A 23,033-nucleotide genomic window follows, 5' to 3' on the forward strand; every position below is an offset into this window, starting at 1 on the left:
TTCGTTAGAGCCGACAGATAATATGGCAGAGGATATCCCGTTCAGGTTGGTCGAGCGACATACGGCGGGCGCCATTCGCGCCGGAATCTCGTTGGACCGGCTGCTGGAGGAGTCTTCGATCACACGCCGATACGGCGACAATCGTGATGTAGTCAGCCCGTTGCAGTATATGCTGCTCTGCCTGAACACCACTTTGGCTATCGAAGACGCGAATCACGGTCTCGCCAAGGCGAGTCTGGGCCCTCTTTACGGCCCCGTCGCCCTCCGCATGTCCGCGGCTTACAAGACGCTGCGAGAGATGCTTGTTGCACTTTGCCGGTTCTACTCGTCAACATCGGCTGCCATGCACTATAAGCTGGACGTCGCATCCGCGACCGCCACGCTGAGCTTGGCTGTCGATGCATGGAGCGATCAGGAAGCGGCATATAACGAGGAGCTTCAGCTCAGCTGGCTGTTCGCGACGTGCATGCAGTTCCTCGGCTACCCGCTGCCTGTCTCCCAAGTGACGGTCCGCGATCATTTGCACCATAATCTGGGTCAGCGCCACTGGGCGATGGGCGGGCCGGTGAGGCACGGGAAGGTCACGTCGTTCAGTTTCCCGCTACGTTTCCTGCACGCGGTGCCTGCGCCAGGATCGGCGCCCGCGCTTTTCTGGGATTGCCACAAGCACTGGCTGGATTTCGTGAGCGGATCGCGCACCGTCCACTCGGTGACCGATTATGTAACGGATATGGGAGCCGTGCGATTTGCCGACATTGTAAAGGCATCGGGCAAGAGCGCAAACACCGTTCGGCACCGGTTGCAGACCCGCCATGGCGGCTTCCGGGAGGCACGTCGGCGCACCCTGGTTCAAGCAGCTACCGATCGCCTGAGGTCCAGCGATGAAAGCGTGGAGACCATCGCGGACGAATATGGCTTTTCGGACGCCCGCAGCTTCAGGCGGTTCCTGAAAAACGCAACCGGCCTCACGCCCAAGGAGATCCGCCAGAGCGCGGGAGCAGAGCAATCGGAAATCGACGGGCGTGCGCTCGCCAAGCTGAAGCAACTGACCGAAAGTCTTGGCATCTAGATCGCCCGCTCGCGCGCCGATGGGCTGGTGGGGCACCCTCGGTTCTACTGCGCAAACTGTCCCGTTCGGCTTGAGCACCGCGTCATTTCCTGAATGAGCCTTGTGCCGCATGCTCGTCGCCGGGAGACATTTGGTGAATATCGCCTCTGAATCGAGTTTTCCGCTTCTCGGCGGGGCCGCTTTGATTACCGGCGCCGCTGGCGGTATCGGACGTGCGATGGCGACGGCCTTTTCGCGCGCAGGTGCAAAGGTGGCTTTGGTTGACGCGGACAGAGGGGGCCTGGGAATTGTTGCAAGGGAAATCAACGCGGCGGGCGGAACAGCCCTGAGCGTTCCGCTCGATCTTGCTGAAACAGGCGACATCGCTGCGGCGATAACTAGCGCGTAGACTCATTACGCGGCGCACCAGAGGCGGACACAGATGAGCTTGATGGCGGCGAGAAAGTTGGCGGGATCCTTGTCATAGCGGGTGGCGATGCCACGGAACTGCTTAATCCGGTTGAAGAAGCGTTCGACGAGGTTCCGCTGTTTATAGAGCCACGGCGAGAAGGCGAAGCGCTGCTTGCGGTTGGATCGATTGGGGATGTTGGCCCAGACATTCCTGGCTGCGGCCGCTTTGCGTATGGCGTTGCTGTCATATCCCTTGTCCCCCAGCAGGGTTGCGCCTGCGGGAATGGCCTCGATCAGCGCCTCGGCCTCGCAGGCATCGTGGACCTGCCCGCCGGTCAGTCTCAGGCTGACAGGGCGTCCGTCAGCGTCGACAAGAGCGTGGAGTTTGCTGGTGAGGCCGCCCCGGGAACGTCCCATGCCACGATCGCAACCTCCCCCTTTTTACCCGTCGCACCGTTCTGGTGGACGCGCATGCAGGTGGAATCAATCATTACCAATTCGCCGTTATAATCGGCAGAAACGGCTGCCAGAAGCCGATCCCACACCCCGGCTTTGCGCCAGCGAACGAACCGGTTGTAGCAGGTCGTCGGTGGCCCGTAGCGCTCCGGGATTTCCGCCCATGTCGCGCCAGACCGAAAGCGCCACATGATCCCGTTGAGAACACGCCGGTCATCCACCCGCGCCACGCCGCGCGGCTTGTTGGGCAACAACGGCTCGATAATAGCCCATTCCCGATCTGTCAGTTCGTATCGCCGCCGCGCCATCAATCCCTCCAAAGTTGGAAGGCTCTGAATCATGCAAACCGCCAATCCTCAAGACATTTTATGAGTTTACGCGCTAGCGCTGCCCGAGTGATGGGCGGACTGGATATCGTCGTCAACAACGCCGGCATTTCGGCGCTGGTCGCGCTGGAGGACGAGAATTATGCCTCCAACTGGAGGCGCAGCATCGCGGTCATGCTGACGGCGCTTCCCGAGGTGATCCGGGCCGCCATGCCGTTCCTTCGCCGGGCTGCGCATCCGCGTATTCTCAATATCGCTTCTACCGAGGCGCTCGGCGCCACAGCAATGCTCAGCGCCTACAGCGCGGCCAAGGCCGGCGTGGTCGGCCTGACACGCTCTCTGGCAGTCGAGCTTGGCCACCATGGGATAACGGTAAACTGCATCTGTCCCGGGCCAATCGAAACCGGGATGACGGCATCCATTGCCGACGCGGACAAGGCACTGTTTGCAAGACGCCGCACCGCATTGCGGCGATATGGAAAGCCGGAAGAAGTTGCGCACGTGGCTTTGAGCCTCTGTGTCCCTGCGGCATCGTTTATCACCGGCGCGATCGTTCCGGTGGATGGGGGACTCTCGGCCCGAAACGCCTGACTTCCTGACCTTCGGCGGCGTTAGCCGTCATGGAATCAGCGCGATTGGCGCTTGGGTCAGACGTTCTTCCAGCATTTTGTGGGCTTCTCCTGCTTTGTCCAACGGCAGGCTGACCGGCTCCGGCAGCGAAAGTCCCTGTCGTTCGACCATGACGATGAAGCTGCGTGTCATGGCACGGCGGCGCTCGTCGTCGGAAAGATAGTCGAAGACGTTCGGGCGCGTCACGCTTAGCGACTTGGCCGCCAAGGCGCGGACGGGGATATCTTCGACCATGCCGCCCGATTGACCGAACAGGGCAACATGTCCGCAGCGTGCCGCGACTGCGAGCGACCCTTCCAAAGTCGGAGCGCCAACGGAGTCGCAGATATACTGGAAATGCGGCCCATATTCGGCCAACGCCTGCTCGCTCCAGTGCGCGTCTGCGTAGGAATATACATGTTCACACAATGCCGCGGTTTCAGGGGCGAGCGGGCGCTGACCGATCGTTCCGACCACGCGCGCGCCCAGATGCCGTGCCCAGGGAACAAGCAGGGCTCCCGTGCTGCCCGCCGCTGCATGAATCAGGCAGAGATCGTCATCCTTGACATGATAGACCTGTTCCAGAAGCATCGCGGCGGTCAGGCCCCGGAGCAGCGAGGTCGCGACGACCTGATCCGACAGGATCGAGGGTGGCGCAATCAACAGGTTTTCGGCCACAACGCGCTCTTCACAATAGGCGCCATAGCCCCGATCCACATAGGCGGCGCGCTGGCCGACGCGCCAAGCCGGCACCTCCGACCCGACTTCGGTGATCTCGCCAACCGCCTCGATACCGGGGATGCCCGGTATCGCCAATATTTTATAAAGCCCCGTTCGAACGTAAATGTCGTGAAAGTTCACGCCGACAGCCGTGTGGCGGATTCGTACCTCGCGTGGGCCGGGCGGCGGGACCTGGAGATGCTGGACCTCGAAGACATTGCGGTCACCATAGCCCGTCTGGACGATGGCCTTGGAGAATGACTGCTTCATGTGATGGTCCCTTTGCGCTGACCTGCGGTTTTATCGATCGCCCGGCCAAACCGGTTAGAGGGGAAAGACATTCAGCGCAGCGGCCGCCAGCGTCATGACGATGGATGTGCCGAAGAGCCATGGAATGGAAAAGCGCTGGTGACTGCCCAGATCGACCCTGCACAGTCCAGCCAGCAGGAAGGTCGACGGGGTCAGCGGACTGACGGGAAAGCCCGTCGTCATCTGCCCGAGAAGTGCCGCCTGCGCGACCTGTACCTTCGGGACATCAAAATGCTGCGCGACGTCCGCTACGACTGGCAAGACGCCAAAATAGAATGAATCCGGATCGAAGAGCAGGCTCAACGGCATTGCGATGACGGCAAGGCCGAGAGGAATGCGAGAACCAAAATCCGTGGGAACGAAGCCAACCACCGATTTTGCAAGGGCACCGATCATCCCGGACTCGGTCATGATACCGGTGAACGCCCCGGCCGCGAACAATATGCTCGCCATCAGCAGCGCGGCGCGCGCGTGCGCATCGATGCGGGCTCTCTGAGCTTCGGCATCGGGATAGTTCAAAAGTAGCGCTACCACGGTTCCGATCATGAACATCACCACCGGATCGACTGCGCCGCTGATCAGCGTCGCCATCACCACGACTGTGATTGCCAGATTCGCCCAGAACAGATGTGGCCGGCGAAGGGACTGGTCGGCATCCTCGCATGCCCGGTCGCGATCGTCGCCATCGGACGCAGTGTTTCCCGCTGCCAGGAGGCGCCGCCCCTCCCTATGGCCGAGCCACCACGCCGCACCCATGACGAAGCAGATGCCTACGGCCTGCACCAGCAGCATCCTTCCGGTGACGATACCGGTGGGGGGAAGCCCCAGAACCGCCGAGGCCCGTAGCGTTACGCCCGACCATGGAAGGAAATTCACTCCAGCGCCCATGGCCGCCGCACAGGCAAGGACGCGTCGATCCATGTGGAGACGGTCGTAAAGCGGCAGCATCGCAGGAATGGTAATGAGAAAGCAGACGGCTCCCGACCCGTCGAGGTGGATAAGCAGTGCCAGCAAGGCGGTTCCGACGACGATCCTAGTTGGGCGCCTCCCGACCACCTTCAGGACGCGGAGCACGATCGGATCCAGCAGACCGGCATCGGACATGATCCCGAAGAACAGGATCGCGAACACGAACATACCAGCGACTGGAGCGATCCTACCGATTCCGGCGATGATGAAATCGGATGTCTCGAGGCCGAAGCCGGCCAGAAGGGCGGCGATCACAGGAACCGCGATGAGGGCCGCCAGCGGCGCAACCCGTTTCGAGATGATCGCTGCCAGCAGGCTCATGATGGCAAGGCCACCGGTTACCGCCAGCATCTTCTGCCCCTTCCTGTCTCTCTCCGTATCGAGCGTCCATAGCGCTCTCACGAGACACAGGAATTCTTATCTGGGAATGGACCGATAGCCGTTGGTACAGAAGATCGACATCGAGCGGGCCTATCAGGGTGTTTCGGAAGGGAACAATTCCGCTGCGCAGTTCAAGAAGTTGCGGAGTGCGGCAGACACCCGTTCCGGATTCCAAGCGAGATGGGCATGGGCATAGGCGCCTGCGTCCGCTTCGCTCAGCGGGAGAAATCGGACGCCCCGCATGCCAGTCCTTTCCAGCGAGGCAGGCACCAAAGCCACGCCCATGTCATTCGCGACCATGGCGATGACCGTCAGCCATTGGCGCGCAGCGTGCGTTAGCCGGGGCGTGATCCCCGCCCGCGTGAGAATGGACAATATATTGTCGTGATATTGCGGCGCGACGTCGCGAGCGAACATGACAAACCGCTCGTCGGCCAATAATTCCAGAGATATACGGGGTATGCTGGCCATGGGATGATGCTCTGGCAGACAACACAGAAACGGTTCGTCGGGCAATGGCATGGAGGCGAGGCCCGAAGGCATGATTGACGAGTTGAGAAATCCCGCGTCGAGCCGTCCCTGCATCAACGCATGAATCTGGTCGCTTGTGGCCACTTCACGCAGCATGACCTCGACCCCGGGTATTCTGGATGAAGACAATGCCACGACCGCCGGAGCCCCTCGGTAGAGCAGTGTTCCGGTCACACCGATTTCAAGCGTGCCCTGCAGGCCGGAATCAATTCGCCTAGCGCGGTCGGCGGCACGGTCCAGGCTTTCCAGCATCCGGACCGCATCGGCGTAAAATGCGTCTCCAGCGGGCGTCGTCTGGACTTGCTTGCTGTCGCGCTCGAAGAGGCGAACGTTGAGCATCTCCTCCAGATTCTTGATCGCCTTGCTCAGCGGCGGTTGCGTGACGGCGCATCGATCGGCGGCACGTCCGAAGTGGAGCTCCTCGGCCAACGCTACGAAATATCTCAGGGACTGGAGCTTGATGCCCCGCAAAGCGTGATGATCCAAAGGCTCCTCCCGCAGTGCCCGCTAACGGTAAAGCTCCGCGCCGCTACAATTTAAAAGCGGTATCACACAAGTCACAACAAAGATTGGCGCCTGGATCGCCCGTTGGCGAGGATGCACATCGGTGTCCGCGCGCAGAGCGGGCGGGAGAGGGAGGGCGCGGTTGAGGATTTCAAAGAGCCGTCAGCCGTGGCCATGGTCCGGCGTGATCCTGCTCTGCTCGGTAATTGCGGCGTCCTCGGCTTCAGCCGCGGATGCGGGCAGCGCCTTGCGCGTCGTCTCCTCACGGCCTGACATGGTGAGCGGCACGACCGCGCTGATACAGGCTGACCTAGCCGCCGCCGCTCCCGCAAATATCGTCATTTACGTCAACAGCAAGCGTTCGTCGGCCAAGCTTATCCGAGACAGCGAGGGGAAATTGCTCTTCCTCCTGTCCAAGCTTCGCCCCGGGCGCAACCGGGTGGAGCTTCGCCGCGGTCGTGAGATCATCGCACACGAAAACCTGCGCGCCTATCCGCTTGCCGGCCCCATTTTCTCGGGGCCGCGACAGGAGCCCTGGCTATGTCAGACCGATGCTTTCACGCTGCCTGATGGCACCATGATGCCGAAGGCCAGGAATGCCGACTGCGCCGTTCCGTCGGTCGTTTCCTTCATGTACCTGTCGCAGGCCGGCGGATTTCGTCCCTTGGTCGATCCGATCGGCCGGCCAGCCGATATGGCCCGTACGACCACGAAGGAAGGCAAGCTCGTAGACTTCATTATTCGCGTCGAGACGGGCACAGTCGATCGCGGCATCTATCAATATGCGGTCCTGTTCGATCCCAGGCAGGATGCGGACGGGAGTCCTTTCAAGCCGCCCTCGGCATGGAACCGGTCTCTTGTCTATGGATTCGGCGGAAGCTGCGGTCCGGGCTATCATCAGGGCACCTCGATGGTGCCTGTTCTGCACGCGCCGACGCTCGCCAAGGGCTATGCGGTCGCGTCCTCGACGCTCAACGTCTGGGGCAATATCTGCAACAGCGTCGTATCCGCAGAGGCGCTGACGATGGTGAAGGCGAAGATCATCACCACTATCGGGGCCATCCGCCATACGATCGGTATCGGCATCTCCGGTGGTGCAAAGGCACAATTCCAGATTGCCGACAACTACCCGGGTTTGCTCGACGGAATCTTGCCCGGCATTCAGGCCGAGGGGCCGGACGGTGTTACCAGCACAGCCGCCACCGTCGATTGCTCGCTTCTCGTACACTATTTCAACGAAACGGCGCGGCTGAGCTGGACGTATGATCAAAAGACGGCGGTAGCGGGGTGGGCGGGATGGAATGTTTGCGAGGCAACCGCCCCCGCGCCCCGGAGCGTCCCCGCCGCGGCGGTGGCGCGGGACGTGGCCCGGCCGCCCCGCCTATCCTTGTCGTGGCACGGTATGTTTTCACCTTATTATGTGACGGCCTCGGCGCACCAGCCCGCGAACGCTGTCGGATGCGATGCATCGATCCCCGCCGGCCAGATCTACGGTCGCTTGCGCAATCCGCATGGCGTGCGATGCGATGTCTATTCGAGCCAGAGGAATATCTGGGGAGAACGCCCCGATCGGCCCGGAACGCCGCGCCGCCCGCTGGACAATGTCGGACTGCAATACGGATTGCTCGCCTTTCAGTCGGGTCGCATCAGTGCGGACCAGTTCATCGAGCTGAACGCCAGTATCGGCGGGTATGACGATGACGGCAACATCGTGGCGGAACGTACCAGCGCGGACGATGCGGCGCTTGCCATCGCCTATGGTAGCGGGCAGGTCACCATGGGAAGCGGCGGCCTGCAGGCCATCCCGATCATCGATCTCCGGATGTACACCGAAACCAACCCGGACCTTCATAACCGCCTGGGTTCCTTCGTGACCCGGGCGCGACTTCGGGCACATGGCGATCTGTCGAACTTCGTCATATACACCTTCCCCGCCAGCGCGATGGAAAGCGTGAACGGCCAGGCGCTGGACGACATGCAGGCGTGGCTGAACCGAATCGACGCCGACCGATCAGACATCGCCCGGTCGGTCAAGATCCGCAGGAACCGCGGCGCGTTGACGGATACCTGCTGGGATTCCGACGGGGTGCCGTTTGCGGAGCCGGCCGATCCCACAGCGTCCAACCGATGCAACGGCCTCTATCCCGTGCACGCTAATCCCCGGATCGCGGCGGGGATGCCCACCCGTCTGGATGTGCTGAAATGCGCCATGAAGCCGATCGACCCGGCCGAATACCGCCAACCGCTGACCGATGCCCAACTGTCGAGACTGAGGGCGATTTTCCCATCGGGCATCTGCGACTTCTCCAAGCCGGGCATTGGCTCCCGTCCACTCGCCGGCGTGTGGCTGAATTATGCGGTGCCGGGCGCGCCCGTCGCCTCAGGGTCAAACGGGGACGTTCGATGAAAAGCCATGGCCATGCAGGCGCACCGGGCCCGGCGACCGGCGAAGGCCCTCTCGCCGGGGTGAAGATCATCGACCTGACGTCTGTTCTGATGGGGCCGTTCGCGACCCAGATACTGGCCCAACTGGGCGCCGATGTCATCAAGGTCGAAAGCCCCGAAGGCGATGATATGCGCCGTATCGGGCCGATGCGGAGTGAAGGGATGGGAGCCATCTTCCTTCAGGCCAACCACGGCAAGCGGAGCATCGTGCTCAATCTCAAGGAGAGTGAAGACCGGGCCGCGCTGCTCTCGCTCATCGCGGGCGCGGACGTGTTCGTGAGCAATGTCAGGCCGGCTGCGCTCGAACGGCTGGGGCTCGATTATGAAAGCGTAGCCGCGAGCAATCCCCGGCTCATCTACGTCAACTGTTGCGGTTTCAATCCTGACGGCCCTTATGGCGACCTTCCGGCCTATGATGACCTCATTCAGGGCGCGACCGCCATCCCCTGGCTAATGAACGAGTATCTCGGCACTGGCCCTGCCTATGCGCCTCTGACATTGTCTGACAGGATCGGTGGCCTCAATGCCGTATATGCCATTACCACCGCGCTATACGCCCGTGAGCGAAGCGGTGTCGGCCAGGCAGTCAGCGTCCCGCTGTTCGAGGCGACCGCCCAGTTCGTCATGGGGGATCATCTCGGCGGGCACTTATTCGATCCGCCGATCGGCCCCGCTGGCTATCGCCGCCTGCTGACGCCCCATCGCCGGCCTTATCGGACGAACGACGGCTATCTTTGCATTCTCATTTACAACGACAAACATTGGCGCGCGTTCTTCGGCGCCATCGGCGACCCCGGCCGCATGGAACGGGACCACCGCTTCGCCAACACGACGGCGCGCGCCGAGAATATCGACGCAGTCTATGCAGAACTCGGCGAAATCATCCGGCAACGATCGACCACCGAATGGCGTGCATTGCTCGACGCCGCCGATATACCAAACGCGCCGGTCAACATGCCGACGGATCTGTTGACGGACGAGCATCTCTTCGGCACCGGCTTCGTTTCGACGACGGAGCATCCGACGGAAGGGCGGGTTAACCTCGTTCGCAACCCGATCGGCTGGTCGGGCACGCCGCTGCCGGCGCACTTGCGGCCCGCGCCCCTCCACGGCGAGCACAGCCGGGAGGTTCTCGATCAAATCGCCGCGCCCCCGTCCAACCCTTGAATCTTCCACTCAGGAGGCCGTTCGTGCCACAATCCTCGTCTTTCCTGGTGCGCACCGAAGATGTGCCCAGCTATTCGCCAGCCAATCATAGCCTCACGTCCAACCAGCGCCTCATCGGCCCCGAAACCGTCGGGGCGAAGCATATGGAACTCGTGCTGGGCACATTGCACAAGGGCGGCGGGGCGTTACCCCACGCGCATCCCGAAATAGAACAGGCCTGCTACCTTCTGGAGGGCACCGCCCAGTTCACCGTCGGCAACGAAACCCACCAGATGGTGCCCGGCGACACCTGCTTCTTTCCGGCCGGCGAGATGCACCTGTTCACCGTCACGAGCGACACCCCGGTCAAGCTCCTGGTGTTCTATAGCCCGCCTTATGGGGAGAAACCCGAAAACGTGATCCGTGAGTCGCGGGGTCCGTCTAATGGCCCTACTTGATAGGTAGTCCGGAATCATGCGTGCTTTGCTGCTCGATAGTCGTAGAGGCATTTCTCCACGGTCCCAAAAGGCCTCCACGCTTCGGTTCCCAAGGGCTGCGATCATGTTCGCGTTGCTCACCGCGATCCCGCAGTCCTCATTCTCTTCGCAAAGGTCGACGGCAATGCTCAGCAGATCAGGGACGTTATCGGACGGAACCAGTTACGGCGCGTTTATACCGCCTAACTGGAACGGAACCCTGCTGCTCGACCTCGATTTCCTCCAGAACTGGGAAGCGCCATTTTACCGGGCACTGTTCGCTCGAGGCTATGGCGCGGCGGGAGTGTCGCGGAACTATACTGCACCACCTGGCGGACAATATTTGAAGCCCTGGGTGGACAGGGTGCTGGCGGTCGAGGAACTGGTCCGATCCCAATTTGGTCGTCCTCGGCGCGTAATCGCGTGGGGCGTGTCCCGTGGAGGGCATGTTGCGGAAGCGATGGCGGAGCATCATCCCGAACGGATCGATGCTGCCATCGCAATGTGCATCTACGGCGGCGCCGCGACGATCATGAACCAGGATCTGGACATCATGTTCGCGCTCAAGGCGTTGCTTGCGCCGGATGATCCTGCCCTTCTCCTCACCAACATTTCGGAAGGCCCAGCAACTCCGGCCTCGATGGGCCTGGCGCCGACGCTTGCGGCGTGGTCGGCGGTGATCGAAAAGGCCGGTGCAACTCCGCAGGGTCGTGCTCGCCTCTCCCTCGCAGCGGCAATAGGCCAGCTTCCCGTCTGGGTGGACGCCTCAGTCCCGCGGCCAGACGCGAGCGATAGCTCTGCCTCGGCCGACGGATGGCTGCGCAATCTGCGGATGCGGATCAGCGCGACTGGGACCTACGCTTTTATGCGGCCGGCCTACGAGACCAGTGCCGGGGGTAACTTCTCTTGGAACATCGGCGTCGATTACAGGCGGCTCCTGACGGGGAAGCGCCGCGGGATCGTCAAGGAGCTCTATAAGGAGGCCGGGCTGGACCTCGAAGCGGATTTGAACGCCATAGAGGCCGCGCCCCGGATCGCGCCCGACGATCAGGCTCGCTGGTTCCTGAACGAGCCATCGGTGAATTATGGCGGCGCACTGAAGATCCCCGTCCTCACGATGATGACGATCGGTGATCCATTATTGCCGGTGAGCGACATCTGGGCTCTTCGGCAGGCGGTCGATCGCGCCGGCCGCGGCGCGATGCTGCGGATGACGTTCACTGAAGCCGTGGGGCATTGCAATTTCACGCCGGCAGAAATGCTGGCGGCCGTCGAAACCATGACACACCGCCTCGATACAGGCGAATGGGGCGACAGCACCTCCCCGAAATCGATGAACGCGCTTGCCGCCACATTGGATTCGGGCGGAGCTCATTTCATCTCTTACGAACTGGAGCCGCTGCCTCGCGCCTTCCTCTTGGGAGATGCTCATCCCTGATCACAGGGGGACGGCGTCACGCGCCTCTATGCAAACGACTAAACGAACTGGAGAGAATATGGCTTCCGATATTCGCTACATCACCGTCAACGGGGCCACTTTAGGATATGAAGTTCATTCGGAGGCATCGGGGAAACCATCGATAATCTTTGTCCATGGTTATTCGGGACGGAGCACCAAGATCGAAGCCTACCGTTCGATACTAACGGAGCTTGCGGAGGAATTCACTATTTATGCGCTGGACATTCGTGGTCACGGAGCATCCGCGGATGCTATAGAGGATTTCTCGCTTGCCAGCATCGCCGACGACATCGCCGAGGTCGTGAAGGAACTTGGGTTAGTCGACGCTCTCTACGTGGGACATTCGCTGGGTGGATTTCTGGGGCTGTATACTGAGGGTCGGCACCCTGGTACCTTCGCAGCGATGTGCCTGCTGGCCACAGGAGCAGCTAGAGGCGGTGTCATCGGTGATCTCTTCATTCATCACGGGAAGGACGTGGAATTCCTGCGTAATGCGCTTCGCCCGGGCTATGAGGATCCGGCTCATGTGGAATCACACATCGAGGCTGTAATCCTCATGGACCGTAGTGTACACGTAGCGATCCACGATGAATTTCCGTCTATCGACTTACTCGCGGATATTCCCAGCATACAAATTCCGACCCTAATCTTGAGTGGAGCGAAGGACGATGTAGTGCCGATCGCACGCCAGCATGAAACGGCGATGGCATTGCCACGCTGCAAGGAGGTTATCTTCACGAACCTCGGCCATAGTTTCCCTTGTCACGCGGGGATTATGACTGCCCGGGAAATCATCTCCTTCTGGAAATTCGACGTAAGCAATCTCCAATAGCGCCAAGGGGCGCGAGTGCATGAACTCAAACGCCTCGTATCACGAGCTCGATCTGGGCGTTCGCATTCAGGATCAGGAATCGCAGATGCTTGTCAAACTCGTAAAGAGCGGTCACGGTGTCGAAAGTCACTACCCGGCATAAACAGCTTCGCGCATTGCCGAGAGCCTCCACCCGAAACTTGCCTTGTATCATGGGCTGGAATAGGATGCATGCAGTCGAGCTCAGCTACGAAGTGAAGGTTTTCTCAGTAAAAGTCGACGAGGTATATTCCGAGGTATCGCGGAAATTCGGATTGATCAGAAGTGCGGCAAAACAGCCGCTTAGTCGATCAGTTCGAATCCCTCCCGCACAGCGCTGTGCTGGCCATCCGACGCAGGGTGTTAAACCACCGATTTAGCAGGCTGTTGAAGAAGTCGGTGGCGCGGCGGGTGCGGACGTGATTCAACAGCCTGCTAGCCGCCTGTCGGCAAATCGCGATGGTCTTGGTCCTTTACGAACGACGGGTTTCGCGAAAACCAGACATGCTAAGAAGTAACTCTGTACGACCGGCTTTGGTCGTCTGCTGTCGGATTGGATCGCCAGATCGTGGGAAATACCCGTCATTCTCGGTGGCATCCGCCAACGACGGTTCCCGCCGAAGCCGGACATTTCTCGCAAATCTCGCCGCCGGCCCAGCACGAGCATATCTGGGCGGACTCCGTCGGTGATCTAACACGTAACGCGCTTTGGGGCCGAGGTTTCTGCAGCTCAGACAGTTTGCCACTTTTCTTATGACATAATATATGTTAAAAGAACTTCCTGGAATTGGGAGGTTCGGATGAAGCGACATGTGATCATGATATGCGCGGTTATCGCCCTGGGAGCTTGCGGGCGGGCGCCCGAGCAAAATCGGCAGGCTGCCGAAAGCGGGAACTTGGAATCGCCGAAGCTGATGCGGGACGCCTCCAGCGCCAATTTGCCAGGCTGGCGCGCAGTCGTCGCTGAGCTGGATAAGGACAGATCCACGAGCGAGCGCGTCAACGACGTTGCACAGGAAGCGCTGCAGCTTACAGGAGAGTCTGCACCCGCCCAAGCGCCCTCCCCCACGCCGGCTCGCCAGCAGGCTGCCAACATGCTCGCAAGCATCCTGCCGCCCATTGGCAGCGGCGCTGGTGCAAGCCGTGTGACGCAATATGAAGTCAATATCGATCCGCCGGCCGGCGCCAGCTATTTCGGGCGCGCAACAATCTCCTTCGTGGGCGACCCGCCAGTCACTGTCTATTATCTCAAGAGCCCCATCGCGAGGCCGGGCAAGCCCGACGCCGAGGGCGGAAAGAGGATTTTGGACGAAACGATGGATATCGTTGGCCTGCCGACCGGATCATCGGCCGAAACCAGCTTTGGCGGGCAGGACAATCTCCTGTCCCTCTGCATCGCCCGGCCGGTCGCTGAAAGCCGCCAGGCGACATGCTCTGCCAGTGTGGCCGACGTTCCTCTGCTGCTGGTGACGACCTATCCGCGACAGAACGATACCGATGAGGTCCTCAAGCAGGATCCGATCGACCGAATGATCAGGGTGTTTAAGCGCCTCCGCACGTAGCGCCCCAAGCCGAACATGCCTTGCGATCCTCCGGTGCACCAAAGTCGTTCACGAGACGGGGATGGGGACGCTCCCCCAGGACAGGAAGGAAACAACTTCCGATGCTCATCTGGGCCCTGCTTCTCGCGTGGATCGGATCCGTTGTGATCGTCGTCCGCTCATTTCCTAAGGCACCCGAGGTACGGCGTCGTCTGCATGCCCTGTTGTTCATGATCATACCGTGGGGTCTTGCGATTCTCTCGGGTCCTTTCGTGATAGACCATCATGCGGTCGGCACGCACATCCGGGAACGGATGATGATCGGCCAGTATGCGGCCATGGCGCTTCTTTGCTTCATGGCTGCTGTCGGCATCGTTCGGGCGCGTGGCGCGAGACGATGCGCATCGGCGATCAGCGTCGCTAACTTCATCCCGGTCTTCCTGCTGGTCTGCGTCAGCGTCATGATCATTGACGCCGGCTCCTGAGCAACACGCAACGGGCGTTCTGAACCGAGCGCCGCCAACGCCGATCGCCCGCGCCACGCCGGCCCGAAGGGCATACCGCCCGGCGTGAAGCCGGTTGTCATCCTATGTCGCAATATCCTCCCCTAGGCTGAACGCCGGACAGAGCGGCTCGAACGTCAGCGGCAATCCAAACACCCTGCCATCGTCGTCGAAGAGTTGCTGAGCAAGACCGTCCGTCAATGCGCAGCGGTGCTCATAGCCTTCCGCCCCGGCCTGCTGGCGAAAATCCGACCCATCCACGAACAGAATGCCAGCCAGCGGCTCAATCTCCGCCACTTCGCAGCGCCTCTGATCAATTTGGCGCGGGATCAGCAGTTGCAACCCGTGCCACCCCGACCAGAACAGGCCCACGGCCGCGCGAGTCTCGATGATCCGCACGAAGTAGAGCTTCGTAGGGTCGAGTGGCAGTTCTTCGTCATCCTTCACGACCCCATGTCCTTCTGTTCAATGCAGCGGTCAGACGAAGCTCGACGCTCTTATAACATATATATTGTTAAAAGAAAGCGGCCTTGATAAATCGTCCTCATCTGAAGGGGATCGATCATGGCGCGATTCGGGGTTTCGGTAACGGCGACGCTGCTTCTCGCGCTCGCGCTCACGGTCAGCGGCTGCGATGCCGCAAAGAACGGACATGAAACCGCCAATGCCGCCACGCCAGCTGTGGCGCAGCAGCTCTCACAATCTGATGAAAAGCTGGAGGAGACAGGCGATTGCGTTGTCCCTCCGGCAACCGGAGGGGCGATCGCAAGCGATGACCCGCGCTGGCGCAGCTTTGATTTCTGGGTCGATCGCATGCGCCGCGGTGTGGCGCGCCCGGCGGATGTCGGTGACCGCTCGGGCATCGGCCATTTCTGCGGCACCTGGTCGGTCGCGATATTCCAGCCCAATGTGGAAAAGTCGGCCGGCGTGATCGGGCTGCGTGTGGCGCCGGACGGCAGCTATGTTGCGATCGTACGCGATGGTATCGCCGATGATGATTATGCCTTTCATATCGACCGCGGACAGATGTCGGCGAGCGACGCTGGTCTGCGCTTCGTCTCAGGACAGGGATGGAATGACGAGGGTCAGTGGCTCCCGGTGACGGGCGGCGGCATGGTCGCAATGATGCAGCAGAAGATCCTGTGGTTCCGACCCATCGGACCGAATGCCAGTAAGCAGGTCGATGCGATGATCGAGGCCGCAAGCGGCGCCGGCAGGGATATGGCCTCCAACGTCGCACTCGCCATGGCCGTCGCCAAGGCATGGTCGCCGGACGCCGAACTGCGCGCACTGGAGCTCCGGCCGCATGACGGCGACTTCTCCAGCCCGGTAATGGTGCCGAGCTTCTATTCGCGCACCAAGAACATCACGATGGTCATGCTCTTCGACGCGGCGGCCGGGCAATTACCGACAGGCAACACCTATGCGGGCGACGTGACCGGAACGACGAAGGCAATCCCGGCCGACGCCATGGCTCTGCCGTCGCTTGCCGGCGGCAGCCGGGAAGATGGTCCCGCTGTCCTGCGCTGGTGGGGCGATGGAGATGCCGCAGGCCTCTGGTGGGTGTTCACGCGGCCCATGGCGGGTAATCGCCGGGGCGACATCTGCTATGATGTGGCGCAAAGCGGTGTGCGGGATTGTCGTGTGGTGTTCGGCGATGAAGTCGCCGATTATGAGCGGCGCGCCGCCGCCGCGCGCCGCCGCAGCGGGCCTGTGGTGTCGGGACAGAGCGGTGCACGCACATCACCCTTGCTTCTGCCGAATTGCGACAGCCCGGGCCTGACGTACGGAGATAAATGCTGGGATCTAACCGGAGAAAGGACGGTCGTGCAATGAACAGGCCAGGGCGTCGCAGCGGTCCGCAATGGAGGGTATGATGAGACGGCTTTCCTTCTCTTATGATGAGATCCTGAATCTGGTATTGCCGCTTTTGTTCGCTTTTTGGCTTCATGGTGCCATAAAGCAGGCCGAACACCGCCGTTGCTTCGTCGTCGAAGAAAGTGAACGGGAGGCTTTCGGTCCTAAAGACTGGATAATGACGGGATGGGACTGGCCGATCCATTGGGTGAAAGGCAAGCCAGCCGATCCCATCCCGTGCGAACGCGGGGGCTCGGGTTTTCACAGCGGCGGCCTGGGTGGTGTCGATATACCCCAGGATAACACGCCAGCCGGCGCTGTCTTGCGCGTCTTGCATGGGAAGGATTTGCAGATCGCTCCCGGCGGTTTGACCGGATCATTGCCCGGCAGCGATCCCTCGGCTTCGGCGACCGGCCATAGCAATGTTGCCCGCTATCTGGTCGAGCATTCCGGCAATCAGGCGAATGCGCAATCCGCTGGTGCGGATCAAGGGCTCAGCCCGGGAGCACGCGAACGGCTGCTACAACGGCTGCAGAAAGACATAATAGATCAGTGATTTAACTGGGAAGGCGATTGGACAACGAACCGACCGGAACAGAGGCGATGATGGGAAAGTTCTCAGTTGACCGCGAAGATATCGTCAAGCTGGTATTAGCCGCCTTACTTTTAGGCTGGCTCTGGGGCGCCCGCGCGCAGGCCATTGATCGTCATTGCTTTGCGATCAAGGCGACCGAGCGGGAGGCATTCGGCTTTATAGACTGGATTACCACCGGCTGGGACTGGCCGATCCACTGGCTGAAAGGCACGCCGGCCGATCCCATCCCGTGCAAGCCTGGCGTTCAAGGCGTTAGCAGCCGCGGGATCAGCGGCGCCGATCTGCCCAAGGAAGGCACGATGGTCGGCGATGTCATGCGCGGGAACGATGGGCAGATTGCTCCCGGCGGATTGACCGGATCATTGCCCGGCAGCGATCCGTCGGTTTCGGCCGCCGGTCATCGCAACGTCAATCGCTATCTGGTTGAGCATTCCGGTAGCCCGTCGAGCACACAAGGCACGCCCTCACCTGCCGGCAATGCCGGTGCGGATCAGGGCCTCACGCCAGAAGCACGCGCGTTGCTCGAAAAGCGGTTGAAGGAAGAACAGTAGGTCCGCTGTCACCCCGCAACGCGCATAGGATGACGCGCCGCATAACGCGCCAGCAGCATAGCCGCTTCCGTGGCGGTATCGCGGTCCAGCGAAGTCATGACGGTCGCCACGGCTGTGCTGTCGGGCCGACTTGCCATGCAGAGCCTGAGCGGCTTCTCGCTTGTCCCGATAATCGCGCACAGACCGCGTGCGTCCGAGTTGTAAGCGGTCGCCTGAAGCGCGTGAGCCCGCGTCCGCCATGCATGGGGAAGATAGCTCAAGAGAAATGCCAGGTCGTCATCATGCTCAGGCCCGTCGCTCAGTCCGCGCGAAAACCTCGCGACCTTTTTAGCGTCTTCCGCCGACCGATAGACAGTGAGCATGACAGAGCCGACGTCGCTCCGTCCCACCCAGCGCCGCGCCCAAGGTCCGCGAGCGGCGTCTATCGCGAGTTCTTCACCAGTTCGGGCGCCCGATGGCGCGAGCAAAGAAGGTTCCGCATTGGCATGCGGCGCAGTCAGCAACAGCGCTCCGGCTAACACCATAGATCTCATACGCTTATTCCCAATTGCCTCGCCAATCGCTCAAAGGGGAGCGGCAGCCGATCCGGGAACAGCTGATCGAGCAGATCGGGCGAAGCCACGCCAGCAGATGCAGCGGCTTGTGCCAGCAACGCGATGGCGAGATGGTCCGCCGTGAGGTTCATCGCCGTGGCGGTGTGACGCACGTTCACGACTGCGGCGACGTCCCGGACAATTGACGCAACCTCGCGGGGCAAATGGGCTGCATCGCCCGACCGCAAGGCCAGCACCCCGTCCTGATTCCACAGCACCTGCGAAGCTGCAGAGCGAAGTTGCGCGCCCAGGTGCGACATATCGGTAGAGACTTCCCGGCGGGGTCTCCTGTTGCGCCACCAGTTGCCAAGCCGGACATGCCATGGCGGTCGCGCTCCGACGGTCGGCCATTGCACGGCAAACCCACGGGCCCGGCCGGGGGCGGGAAAGTCGCCATCTGGCGCGAGCGGAGACGCAGCAGGCTCGACGGCCGGTGCCTGAGACGGAACCGCCTGCACATCGGAGGATACCGCATCGACCAGTGCGAGCTTGCGCATGGCCGGCAGCACCCCGGTCGCTTCGCCTTCGGCGCCTACGAAGACCAGGCTGGTTTCGCTGGTCAGCAAATTGCCCTTGAGCGCAAGATCGCGAACCCGTTGGCGATCGACCGGCCTGTCACCATCAAGCAGGGCTGCGATCTGTTCCGCCATATGCAGGCCCATTTCCGCACGCACATCGTCGGCGGACCAGTCCGTCACCTTGCCCTCAAAGCCTGCGGGAATGACGATTTCCAGCATCATCGGTGCATTGCCGATCTGTTGCACCGGTGGCAGATCAGTTCCCGCGGATCGCACAATGATCTCATTCGCGCCCTCGATCTTCAGCGTGATCGGATGGGCCTCGCTGGTTTGCCGCGGAGTCAGGTGATCCGGGAGAGCGGGAGCGGCAAGATTGGGGTCAACTCCGGGGCAAAGGCGTATAGTCGCTCCGGCGGAGCCAAGCGCGATCACGCTTTCGCATACCAGCGAGACCACCTCGCCCGGCTGCACGCCCGCCACCGACAAGGTGCGCCAGCCGCGCTTCAAATCTTCGAGCAGGATCGCGCGGTTGCCGTCAACCGCCGCGCCGTCATAGGCGGTTTCGGCCCGACGCCTTGGCCGTGCCTGCGCGGTCCATCGTTGTTCGCCGATCCGGACTTCCACGCCGTGAACCACTTCGCCGGTCAGCGCGGGCGGCATCGTCAGCACCGCCTCGATCGGCACCGCTTCGCGATTGGTGAATGTGCGGGCGACGATCAGACGGGCAATTGGTGGAACCAGACGTAGTCGGATCTCGGTTTTGTCGAGCAGCAGGGGCGGTCTTGGGGCGAGTGACGGCCGGAACAAGGGCATCAGCGGATCGATCAGCTTATCCATCGTCGTGCCTCCCCCGATCCCGCGAATGATCACCCAGCCGCCCGCTTGCGCGCCTTCGGTACATCGCCTGAAAATGCCTCGCGCAGTCTAGTTTCGGTCTGCGCGATCATCTGATCCACGTCGGCATCCCTGCCGATCAGATCGGGTGCGATCACCAGTGTCAGGCCATCCATCACCGGCACGGGGACGCCCTCGCGCGCATCCAGAAGAAGCCGGATCGCGGCATTCGGAAAGCCGAGGCCTTTAAGACGCTGAAAGCGACGGATCGCTTGAACGTGCGCGTCTCCATATGTAGCATAGGTACGTCCACCCTCGGGCGAGGGAACGAACCCTTCGGAAATCAGGAAGCGGATCTGCCGGATTGTCGCTCCGGTAATCGCCGAAAGCTCTTCGAGTTTCATTCGTTCCTTTTAACATATAAATTGTCAAAAACAAGGATCCGCCGGCTAATTGCAACCGCGCCACTTGGCTGATGCAGAAGCCGACCTGCCCGAGATGGCGCACTCGGAGCGGGATATACGAGCGCTGCAACATCGGCCGAACGTGATCTCCCACCAACTGCGGTGTCAGGCCGGATGGATATTCCCGGCTGCTTTCGGGATATCGTGGTCGAGGCGCTTCCATATCCTGACCTGGTAAGGTTCAGCGTTCGGGATCGAAAATGCCGGAGCAGCGGCATCAAGAAAATGGCGCGCATCGGATGATCGCCCCTGGGCCGCCGCGATCTGGGCCAGCGCGAGATCGACATTCGCGCCCCAATGGGGATCGGCGGCAAGTTGCGCCACGGCAGCACGATCAATGCCGCGCAGGTTTCCGAGCGCCTCCGCATACTTCCCAGCCGCGATCTGGCAGGCCGCGAGGGTGTAGGCTGTCCCATCCGTCAGCGCGGCCTTTCCGAAGCCCTCGACGGCGGCACGATGCGCCATATCAGCGCTCTTGAGGCCTTCCGCCAAATGTCCTCCCCGGCATTGAGCCGTCGCCGCGTCGGACAGCGTGGCGACAGCGAAGAAGGATTTCGCACCCTGCTTGGCCACCGCCATCTCATTAACCCGAAGATCGTCGCGGATCGCATCATCCCAGCGCTCCAATACTCCCTCCGACTGCGCGCGGGTGGTCAGAAGTTGCAATGTCATCTCATGATCGGCACCCAAGCGCGCCAATATCCGAGGATAGACCGCATTGGCCTGCGCCACCGCCGCGGCATGTTTGCCTTCCACCATCAACGCCTGCGCCAAATTCATGCCGACCATCAGCACATTCGGGCCATCTGGCCCCTCCAACGCGGTAAAGTCCCGCTCAAGCTGGCGGAATAGATGCTCTGCGCCGGCACCATCTCCCAACCTGAACTTGGCGAACGCAAAGCGCTGCCGGAAGGTCAGGCGCGCGGTGGGATCAAAATCTGGGAGGGCATCAGCGGCACGGGAGGCCTTGCCGAATTCGGCCTCCGCAGTTGGACCATCGTTATCGATCAGGGCCACCGTTCCCCGCGCGGACGCGAGCCATACGTCCAGATCGGGACGGGAGAGACGGCGCTGCTGAATATCGTTCTGCGCTGCCGCGATCAGGGCTTTGGCCCGCGGCAGACTTCCCGCCTCGTAGGACCGAGCCTCCATCATCGCCTGCTGGAGCCGTGTCGCAACGGCGTCGGGCGACGACGCCCCCTGCGCTTGCGCCCATAATGTCGCCGCCCGATCATATTCAGTCCGGGCAACAGGCCAATCGCTGCGCTTGTCGAGCGCATTGGCGATCGTCTGGTGAAGCCGCGCGGCGATGGCCGGTTCATCCTTGAACCGGATGTCGATCAGCGGGGATGCCTGTTTGACCGCGCCGACGAGGCTCTCATCGGGCGCACCTGCGCGGAACGGACTGCTCCGAGCGAGAAGGTCCGTCGCCAGGAAGCGGGTTACCTTCTCCGCTATCGCCGTCTGATGTTCCGCGATGTCGCGTTCGCGCAAGGTACGGACATACAGCAGCGATGTCGCGATCACGCCTGCCGACAAGGCGACGGTCGCGGCAATCACCCAGGGGCGGCGAACGCGCACACGCGCAAGACGCTCTTCCGCCAGGCGGGCGCGGTTTTCCGTTTCCGCCAGCGCATCCCGTTCCGCGCGCCGGGCATCAAGAGACCGCAAGCGACGCGACAACTCGGCCGCGCCATCCAGCCGCAACGAAGGATCGCCGGACGCTGCCAATGCGATATCCTCGCGCAGAAGCGGATCGGCAATGTCGGCCTCCCAACCCGGCGCGAGCGGCTTGCGAAAATCGCCGATAATGATCTGGTACAGCAGGACGCCCAGCGCAAAGACATCCGAGGACATGCTGGGCGCGGCGCCCGCCAGCAGTTCCGGCGCCATCCAGACAGGCGTACCGGTTGCATCGGCGCCGTCTTCCCCGCGCATCCGGAAGCCGCTCTGCGTGATGTCCATGAGCGCGAGCCGCCCCGGATCGGAGAGCGCCGCGCTCCCAAAATCGACGACTTTGGGCTGCCAGTGCCCGTTGCGATCGACCGCGACGAGAATGTTGCCTGGTTTAATGTCCTTGTGGAGAACGCCGAGGTCATGCGCGGCCGCGATGGTCGAAGCAACGCTGGCGATGATCTCCAGCCTGACGGCCAGCGGGATCGTCGCGAGGCCGCCCTGCTCTGCAGCCCACTGGCCGAGATCGGGGCCACCGTAAGCGCTCTCCAGCGAGTAGGGTGCGGTCGCGAAATTCCAGTCGAGCACCGGAACGAAGTCGGGACGCTCCCCGAGCGACTGTGCAAGCAGCCGGGATATCGCGCTTTCGCGCTTCAGCGCGCGCAGGCGGTCCGCATCGGTCGCGAATTTGAGGACGTGCATCTCGCGCGTTTTGGCGTGTTCAATCCGCCAAACTTCGCTGCCGGGAGAAAGATCGAGGCGCTCGACGAAGCGCCAGTTCGGCCGATCCGGCATCGATGATCCCGGTTCTATCGGCAGAGCTTTCGACGTCTCGGGACGAATCAATTGCGCCGACACGGGCCCGGCGAGGCGATAGCCGATGCGCGGCACGGTCTCGATCAAATGCGCCTGATCACCCATGGCCTTGCGAAGTTTCGAGATCGCGGTGGTCAAAGACCCTTCGACAACGACGACGTCGGGCCAGACCGTATCGAGCAGCTCATCCTTTGTGATGACCTCCCCGGCGTGGCGCAGGAGTTCGAGAAGGATTTCCAGCGGCTTGCCCTCAATCTCCACCGTATTGTCGCCAACGGTGAAGGCCCACTGGGCTTCATTGAAGGAGCACTTTCCGAACGTCCACAGGCGCCGGACAGCAGGGTTTGAAGGCGATGGGTCCGCGGCCATGGGAGATTTTGCCGTCCTTGAGAAATCCTTGAGATGTTCGTGAGGACAATTCTTACGCCGACGTTCCAGTTTGCTGCA

22 protein-coding genes are annotated in these 23,033 nt (G+C 61.7%); 13 read left to right on the forward strand and 9 right to left on the reverse strand.

Annotation, left to right across the window (positions count from 1 at the left end):
• The first annotated feature begins 22 nt into the window (after nucleotides 1-22).
• Nucleotides 23-1,069: a helix-turn-helix domain-containing protein gene (locus tag GQY20_RS29685; RefSeq protein WP_157220794.1), complete on the forward strand. Its 1,047-nt coding sequence runs from the start codon at nucleotides 23-25 to the stop codon at nucleotides 1,067-1,069.
• Between the two features lie 133 nt (nucleotides 1,070-1,202).
• Nucleotides 1,203-1,457 (forward strand): SDR family NAD(P)-dependent oxidoreductase, encoded by a 255-nt coding sequence (locus GQY20_RS29690; protein ID WP_157220795.1) that lies wholly within the window; start codon nucleotides 1,203-1,205, stop codon nucleotides 1,455-1,457.
• Nucleotides 1,458-1,462: 5 nt separating this feature from the next.
• On the opposite strand, the gene GQY20_RS29695 is transcribed toward GQY20_RS29690, so the two are convergent.
• Nucleotides 1,463-2,223 (reverse strand): IS5 family transposase gene (locus tag GQY20_RS29695; protein ID WP_198351299.1). Its coding sequence is split into 2 segments (ribosomal slippage): nucleotides 1,463-1,887 and nucleotides 1,887-2,223, totalling 762 coding nucleotides; the frame shifts between segments, so codons are not numbered across the junction.
• A gap of 60 nt (nucleotides 2,224-2,283) precedes the next feature.
• On the opposite strand from GQY20_RS29695, the gene GQY20_RS29700 reads away from it, so the two are divergent.
• Nucleotides 2,284-2,832 carry an SDR family NAD(P)-dependent oxidoreductase gene (locus GQY20_RS29700; protein WP_157220796.1) on the forward strand — a complete coding sequence of 183 codons (549 nt, stop codon included), beginning with the start codon at nucleotides 2,284-2,286 and terminating at the stop codon, nucleotides 2,830-2,832.
• Nucleotides 2,833-2,859: 27 nt separating this feature from the next.
• Here the strand turns inward: GQY20_RS29700 and GQY20_RS29705 are convergent, their stop codons facing one another.
• The 3 genes from GQY20_RS29705 to GQY20_RS29715 form a co-directional block, all read right to left on the reverse strand.
• Nucleotides 2,860-3,840, reverse strand: a complete 981-nt coding sequence (locus tag GQY20_RS29705) for an alcohol dehydrogenase catalytic domain-containing protein (RefSeq protein WP_157220797.1) — start codon at nucleotides 3,838-3,840, stop codon at nucleotides 2,860-2,862.
• Between the two features lie 54 nt (nucleotides 3,841-3,894).
• Nucleotides 3,895-5,199 carry a CitMHS family transporter gene (locus GQY20_RS29710; RefSeq protein WP_157220798.1) on the reverse strand — a complete coding sequence of 435 codons (1,305 nt, stop codon included), beginning with the start codon at nucleotides 5,197-5,199 and terminating at the stop codon, nucleotides 3,895-3,897.
• Nucleotides 5,200-5,322: 123 nt separating this feature from the next.
• The gene (locus GQY20_RS29715) at nucleotides 5,323-6,246 is read right to left on the reverse strand and encodes a LysR family transcriptional regulator (RefSeq protein WP_332836121.1); all 924 of its coding nucleotides are present in this window, start codon (nucleotides 6,244-6,246) and stop codon (nucleotides 5,323-5,325) included.
• Nucleotides 6,247-6,448: 202 nt separating this feature from the next.
• On the opposite strand from GQY20_RS29715, the gene GQY20_RS29720 reads away from it, so the two are divergent.
• The 7 genes from GQY20_RS29720 to GQY20_RS29755 all read left to right on the forward strand — a co-directional run bounded on the left by GQY20_RS29720 (nucleotide 6,449) and on the right by GQY20_RS29755 (nucleotide 14,666).
• Nucleotides 6,449-8,671 (forward strand): DUF6351 family protein, encoded by a 2,223-nt coding sequence (locus GQY20_RS29720; RefSeq protein ID WP_157220799.1) that lies wholly within the window; start codon nucleotides 6,449-6,451, stop codon nucleotides 8,669-8,671.
• Nucleotides 8,668-9,876: a CaiB/BaiF CoA transferase family protein gene (locus tag GQY20_RS29725; protein ID WP_157220800.1), complete on the forward strand. Its 1,209-nt coding sequence runs from the start codon at nucleotides 8,668-8,670 to the stop codon at nucleotides 9,874-9,876. Before GQY20_RS29720 ends, GQY20_RS29725 begins: the two co-directional genes overlap by 4 nt.
• A gap of 23 nt (nucleotides 9,877-9,899) precedes the next feature.
• A complete protein-coding gene (locus GQY20_RS29730; RefSeq protein WP_157220801.1) occupies nucleotides 9,900-10,313 on the forward strand; it encodes a cupin domain-containing protein in 414 nt (137 codons plus the stop codon).
• Between the two features lie 103 nt (nucleotides 10,314-10,416).
• Nucleotides 10,417-11,769 carry an alpha/beta hydrolase family protein gene (locus tag GQY20_RS29735; RefSeq protein WP_157220802.1) on the forward strand — a complete coding sequence of 451 codons (1,353 nt, stop codon included), beginning with the start codon at nucleotides 10,417-10,419 and terminating at the stop codon, nucleotides 11,767-11,769.
• A 58-nt stretch (nucleotides 11,770-11,827) separates the two neighbouring features.
• Nucleotides 11,828-12,622, forward strand: a complete 795-nt coding sequence (locus GQY20_RS29740; protein WP_157220803.1) for an alpha/beta fold hydrolase — start codon at nucleotides 11,828-11,830, stop codon at nucleotides 12,620-12,622.
• Nucleotides 12,623-13,440: 818 nt separating this feature from the next.
• A complete protein-coding gene (locus tag GQY20_RS29750) occupies nucleotides 13,441-14,202 on the forward strand; it encodes a hypothetical protein (protein ID WP_157220805.1) in 762 nt (253 codons plus the stop codon).
• Between the two features lie 101 nt (nucleotides 14,203-14,303).
• Nucleotides 14,304-14,666, forward strand: coding sequence for a hypothetical protein (locus GQY20_RS29755; protein ID WP_157220806.1), 363 nt, complete (start codon nucleotides 14,304-14,306; stop codon nucleotides 14,664-14,666).
• Nucleotides 14,667-14,768: 102 nt separating this feature from the next.
• On the opposite strand, the gene GQY20_RS29760 is transcribed toward GQY20_RS29755, so the two are convergent.
• Nucleotides 14,769-15,131, reverse strand: coding sequence for a hypothetical protein (locus GQY20_RS29760; RefSeq protein ID WP_157220807.1), 363 nt, complete (start codon nucleotides 15,129-15,131; stop codon nucleotides 14,769-14,771).
• 234 nt (nucleotides 15,132-15,365) lie between these two features.
• Here GQY20_RS29760 and GQY20_RS29765 point away from each other — a divergent pair, with 234 nt between their 5' ends.
• From GQY20_RS29765 to GQY20_RS29775, 3 genes are read left to right on the forward strand one after another with little or no spacing between them, the layout of a single operon-like run.
• Entirely contained in the window at nucleotides 15,366-16,520 is a 1,155-nt protein-coding gene (locus GQY20_RS29765) for a hypothetical protein (RefSeq protein WP_198351288.1), read from the forward strand.
• Nucleotides 16,521-16,560: 40 nt separating this feature from the next.
• The gene (locus GQY20_RS29770; RefSeq protein ID WP_198351289.1) at nucleotides 16,561-17,097 is read left to right on the forward strand and encodes a hypothetical protein; all 537 of its coding nucleotides are present in this window, start codon (nucleotides 16,561-16,563) and stop codon (nucleotides 17,095-17,097) included.
• Between the two features lie 17 nt (nucleotides 17,098-17,114).
• Entirely contained in the window at nucleotides 17,115-17,687 is a 573-nt protein-coding gene (locus GQY20_RS29775) for a hypothetical protein (RefSeq protein ID WP_157220810.1), read from the forward strand.
• A gap of 8 nt (nucleotides 17,688-17,695) precedes the next feature.
• Here GQY20_RS29775 and GQY20_RS29780 read toward each other — a convergent pair whose 3' ends face one another.
• From GQY20_RS29780 to GQY20_RS29795, 4 genes are all read right to left on the reverse strand, one after another.
• On the reverse strand, nucleotides 17,696-18,049 hold the full coding sequence (locus GQY20_RS29780) for a hypothetical protein (RefSeq protein WP_157220811.1): 354 nt from the start codon (nucleotides 18,047-18,049) through the stop codon (nucleotides 17,696-17,698).
• Between the two features lie 167 nt (nucleotides 18,050-18,216).
• Nucleotides 18,217-19,635 carry a VIT domain-containing protein gene (locus GQY20_RS29785; RefSeq protein WP_157220812.1) on the reverse strand — a complete coding sequence of 473 codons (1,419 nt, stop codon included), beginning with the start codon at nucleotides 19,633-19,635 and terminating at the stop codon, nucleotides 18,217-18,219.
• Nucleotides 19,636-19,664: 29 nt separating this feature from the next.
• Nucleotides 19,665-20,036 carry a helix-turn-helix domain-containing protein gene (locus GQY20_RS29790; protein WP_157220813.1) on the reverse strand — a complete coding sequence of 124 codons (372 nt, stop codon included), beginning with the start codon at nucleotides 20,034-20,036 and terminating at the stop codon, nucleotides 19,665-19,667.
• A 165-nt stretch (nucleotides 20,037-20,201) separates the two neighbouring features.
• Entirely contained in the window at nucleotides 20,202-22,955 is a 2,754-nt protein-coding gene (locus tag GQY20_RS29795; RefSeq protein WP_157220814.1) for a protein kinase domain-containing protein, read from the reverse strand.
• Nucleotides 22,956-23,033: the final 78 nt, after the last annotated feature.

This window comes from Flavisphingomonas formosensis (assembly GCF_009755815.1).
GTDB lineage: Bacteria > Pseudomonadota > Alphaproteobacteria > Sphingomonadales > Sphingomonadaceae > Flavisphingomonas > Flavisphingomonas formosensis.

Excerpts from the sequence above, each read along its gene's own strand:
- GQY20_RS29685 (WP_157220794.1), top strand. The coding sequence starts at position 23 with ATGGCAGAGGATATCCCGTTCAGGTTGGTCGAGCGACATACGGCGGGC.
- GQY20_RS29700 (WP_157220796.1), top strand. The coding sequence starts at position 2,284 with ATGAGTTTACGCGCTAGCGCTGCCCGAGTGATGGGCGGACTGGATATC.
- GQY20_RS29705 (WP_157220797.1), bottom strand. The coding sequence starts at position 3,840 with ATGAAGCAGTCATTCTCCAAGGCCATCGTCCAGACGGGCTATGGTGAC.
- GQY20_RS29710 (WP_157220798.1), bottom strand. The coding sequence starts at position 5,199 with ATGCTGGCGGTAACCGGTGGCCTTGCCATCATGAGCCTGCTGGCAGCG.
- GQY20_RS29725 (WP_157220800.1), top strand. The coding sequence starts at position 8,668 with ATGAAAAGCCATGGCCATGCAGGCGCACCGGGCCCGGCGACCGGCGAA.
- GQY20_RS29735 (WP_157220802.1), top strand. The coding sequence starts at position 10,417 with ATGTTCGCGTTGCTCACCGCGATCCCGCAGTCCTCATTCTCTTCGCAA.
- GQY20_RS29740 (WP_157220803.1), top strand. The coding sequence starts at position 11,828 with ATGGCTTCCGATATTCGCTACATCACCGTCAACGGGGCCACTTTAGGA.
- GQY20_RS29750 (WP_157220805.1), top strand. The coding sequence starts at position 13,441 with ATGAAGCGACATGTGATCATGATATGCGCGGTTATCGCCCTGGGAGCT.
- GQY20_RS29755 (WP_157220806.1), top strand. The coding sequence starts at position 14,304 with ATGCTCATCTGGGCCCTGCTTCTCGCGTGGATCGGATCCGTTGTGATC.
- GQY20_RS29770 (WP_198351289.1), top strand. The coding sequence starts at position 16,561 with ATGAGACGGCTTTCCTTCTCTTATGATGAGATCCTGAATCTGGTATTG.
- GQY20_RS29780 (WP_157220811.1), bottom strand. The coding sequence starts at position 18,049 with ATGCTCACTGTCTATCGGTCGGCGGAAGACGCTAAAAAGGTCGCGAGG.
- GQY20_RS29785 (WP_157220812.1), bottom strand. The coding sequence starts at position 19,635 with ATGGATAAGCTGATCGATCCGCTGATGCCCTTGTTCCGGCCGTCACTC.
- GQY20_RS29790 (WP_157220813.1), bottom strand. The coding sequence starts at position 20,036 with ATGAAACTCGAAGAGCTTTCGGCGATTACCGGAGCGACAATCCGGCAG.
- GQY20_RS29795 (WP_157220814.1), bottom strand. The coding sequence starts at position 22,955 with ATGGCCGCGGACCCATCGCCTTCAAACCCTGCTGTCCGGCGCCTGTGG.